This window comes from Dietzia sp. DQ12-76 (assembly GCF_014145045.1).
Taxonomy (GTDB): Bacteria; Actinomycetota; Actinomycetes; order Mycobacteriales; family Mycobacteriaceae; genus Dietzia.
Window position 1 is genome coordinate 3,245 of record NZ_JAALDV010000329.1, and the last position, 2,864, is coordinate 6,108.

Here is a 2,864-nt window from a genome sequence, read left to right on the forward strand (position 1 = left end):
GTGCGGCCCGGGTCGAGAGCGTCGAGCAGCCGGTGGGCGTGGTCCTGCAGCTGCCGGGTGGTGGACTTCTCGGCAGCCTCGATCAACTTCTGCTCCAGGCGATCGCGCACCTCGTCGTCGCACTCATCGGACAGCGCGTCCAAGGCCTTACCGATGACTCGGAGCTGACCGGCGGACACGGCGCCGGAGGCGCTGGCGCGCATACGCGCCGACTCGGCGATACCGGCGTCGTCGAGTCGTCCGCGGGCGTCCCCGGGTGCCAGCCTGAGCCCCCCGGTGAGCATCTGGCGATCGTTGATGAAGCCCATCTCGCGGGCAGTGCTGGTGGCGCGGGCGGCGGCCATGACGCGGGCCTGTGTCGCGCGGATGCGGCGTTGGATCTGCTCGAGCGCCACGAGTTCGGCGTGCAGCTGGGGCGGCGGGGCATCGGTCCAGTCGCGCTGCAGGTGTTGATCGAGCGAGGCGAGTACTACCGCCAACTCTGTCCCCGCCGTCACACCACTCACTGTCTCGCTCATGCGTTCGATTAGATCACCTGGGTACGACACACTGCGTCGGCGCAGTTCAGGGGTTGCATCCGGGGCAGCGGCGTCTACCGGGGCCAGAACGCCACGATCATGGGAGAGATGAGCAACCAGGCCGTCAGCAGGTACATCGTCGCGGCCACCACGATGAAGGCCTCGAAGTGAGACGGTCGGATTACTTGCCCGGGCCACAGCCTCCGCTTGTGAATCCGGCGATTCAGCTCGTGTATCTCCCGCTTCCTCTCGGCCTCTGCCTCGTCCTTGGCGCTCCGAGACACCCGGTCCTCGGTCGCGCTTCCGGGGTTCAATCAACCCCCCGTGCTCGTCCACCGGTGGTCCTTCCCCCTAGATCGCAGATCGCCTAGTGGTACTGCCGGAGCAGCAGGGCGTGGTGTTCGGTCAGCGATTCGTAGACCAGTTCGCCGAACTTCTTGCCGATGGAGGATCCGATCGCGGCTCGCCGTCGTCGCGCCACCAGTGTCCTACCGACTCCCTGCAGCAACCGAATATCCCACCGGGTCCCCCTGTCCCGGCTCGTGTGCCCTCGCCTGGTACGACGGCGCGTGTCAGGCGGGCGGTTCCAGTGCCGGGCTGGTCTCCGGAGTGGCCGCGATGAATGGGGTGGAACCGTCCGTCCGGCCGGGGCGTCAAATAGATCGTGAGGACGATAAGGGGAGCAGTCGCCGCGTTCGCCGCGCTCGCGGTGGTGTCCGCGTGCGGAGTGGGTCAAGACGGCGACAGGGCGACGACGAGCTCAGCAGTCACCGAGGAGCCGGGCAACCCCTGGGACCTGCCGATTGAGCAGCGGCCACCACTTTTCGACCCGTGCGCCGAGATCCCCATTGAAGCGGTGGAGGAGGGCGTCGGCGGGCCGGTCGAAGAGGTTGAGGAGTACACCCGGCACAACCCCGGAGAAATGATGGTTTGCGGCTGGGCGTCCGACGAAGTCGACATAAGCGTCTTGGCGACGTGGAAGTCGCGCGAGGAGTATCTTGCTGACGCTTCGTTCGAAGTGCTCGACGAGGCCCCCTCAGGAGGCAGGAACGGGCTCCGACTGACGGAAGTGGTCGACGCATTCGACAGCTCATGCATTCAGTTGTTCTTCACATCCCGCGGAACAGCTTGGGTCAGGTTCGACCTGGTAACCGGTCTCAACGAATTCCGGGGAAGACCACTCACGAATGCGTGTGATGCGCTGGACAAAGCGATTCGTCCGATAATGACTTATATACCAAAAGGTGACTTTCGATGACTATTCATCTTTCAGCTGATGCCGCCGAGTTGTGCGTCCGATCGAGCGAACATTTTTCTCGCGAACTCGGACGGCAAGCCAGAGTGGAGGTTTTCGGGAATCAGATCGCAACCCCCAATTCCTTCGACACCGCCCGCCAGATCGGCGCCGTGTATTCGGTGTTCGTGGGGGAGGATCTTCGGACGCTTCTCAATGGCTTCATCGACCAGGCCAAGGCGATGTCCATGCTCTTCGCTGCCGCCGGCGGTTTGATCGAGGCACAGGACGAGGCGGTGGCGGCCGCGCTGGGGAAGGCGGCGCAGGAGCCGGCAGGGTTGCAGAGTCTGGGATTGATGGGCTCGATCGGGGCGACCCTCACGATGTTGGACGCCGCCGAAGGGCTCGGTGTGCCGCGCGGGTATGACCGCGTGGGTCCCGAGGAGGTGTCCGGAGCCCCACTGGAGAGGCTGGTGTCCGGGGCTCAGGCTCTGGACCCGTCCCAGTTCCACGACGTCCGGGATCGGGTCAGCACCGTCGCGACACGCCTCCGCACAGCGGCGGCTGACCTGCGACGCGGTTTGGGCGACGCGCTGGGCAGCCAATGGCAGGGTGAGTTCGCCAGCCAGGCCAGCACCTCGGTGGGATCGTTCACCGAATCGGTCGACAGACTGGCCACGGTCCTCGAAGTAGTGGCCACCAAGGCGAGCACCGCCGAGGACGGCTTCATCACCACCAAGGCCAGAATCGGGGAGGAGTCCGCGTCGCTCCAGGCCGCCCAGCTCAACACCCCGGGATACGACGGCGTCCACGGCCCGCCGACCGCTCACACCGCCGCCGTCATGGCGGCAGCCCAGGCCGCCGCGGAAGAGCAGGCACGAGCGACGGTCAACACCGTCTACAGCCCCGCCGTGATGGACGCCAACCTCGCCGACCTGGACATCCCCAGCCCGTACCGGGTGGTCTCGACATCGGCGTTGGGTGGCGCGAACGGTGTCGATCTGCTGTCGGCGTGGAATGTGGACGGAGTGATTCGGCCCTCCGGCCCGGCGGCGCCTGCTGCCGCCGCGCTCGCCGCCGCCGGGGGAGGGGGGAGTCCGGGAGGGCTCGTC

General features: G+C 66.4%; 5 protein-coding genes. 2 read left to right on the forward strand and 3 right to left on the reverse strand.

Annotated elements, in window-relative coordinates; translation table 11 throughout:
* From G6019_RS17365 to G6019_RS11530, 3 genes are all read right to left on the reverse strand, one after another.
* Positions 1–518, reverse strand: a 518-nt coding sequence (locus G6019_RS17365) for a DUF222 domain-containing protein (RefSeq protein ID WP_241726012.1), incomplete at its 3' end; no start/stop codon positions are given.
* Between the two features lie 74 nt (positions 519–592).
* Entirely contained in the window at positions 593–802 is a 210-nt protein-coding gene (locus G6019_RS11525) for a hypothetical protein (protein WP_182612676.1), read from the reverse strand.
* Positions 803–885: 83 nt separating this feature from the next.
* Positions 886–1,026 (reverse strand): hypothetical protein, encoded by a 141-nt coding sequence (locus tag G6019_RS11530; protein ID WP_182612674.1) that lies wholly within the window; start codon positions 1,024–1,026, stop codon positions 886–888.
* 156 nt (positions 1,027–1,182) lie between these two features.
* Between G6019_RS11530 and G6019_RS11535 the strand changes: the two genes are divergently transcribed.
* Together G6019_RS11535 and G6019_RS11540 are read left to right on the forward strand one after the other, a co-directional pair.
* The gene (locus tag G6019_RS11535; protein WP_182612672.1) at positions 1,183–1,776 is read left to right on the forward strand and encodes a DUF3558 family protein; all 594 of its coding nucleotides are present in this window, start codon (positions 1,183–1,185) and stop codon (positions 1,774–1,776) included.
* An 83-nt stretch (positions 1,777–1,859) separates the two neighbouring features.
* Positions 1,860–2,864 (forward strand): WXG100 family type VII secretion target (locus tag G6019_RS11540; protein WP_182627633.1); only part of this gene is annotated, 1,005 nt, incomplete at its 3' end.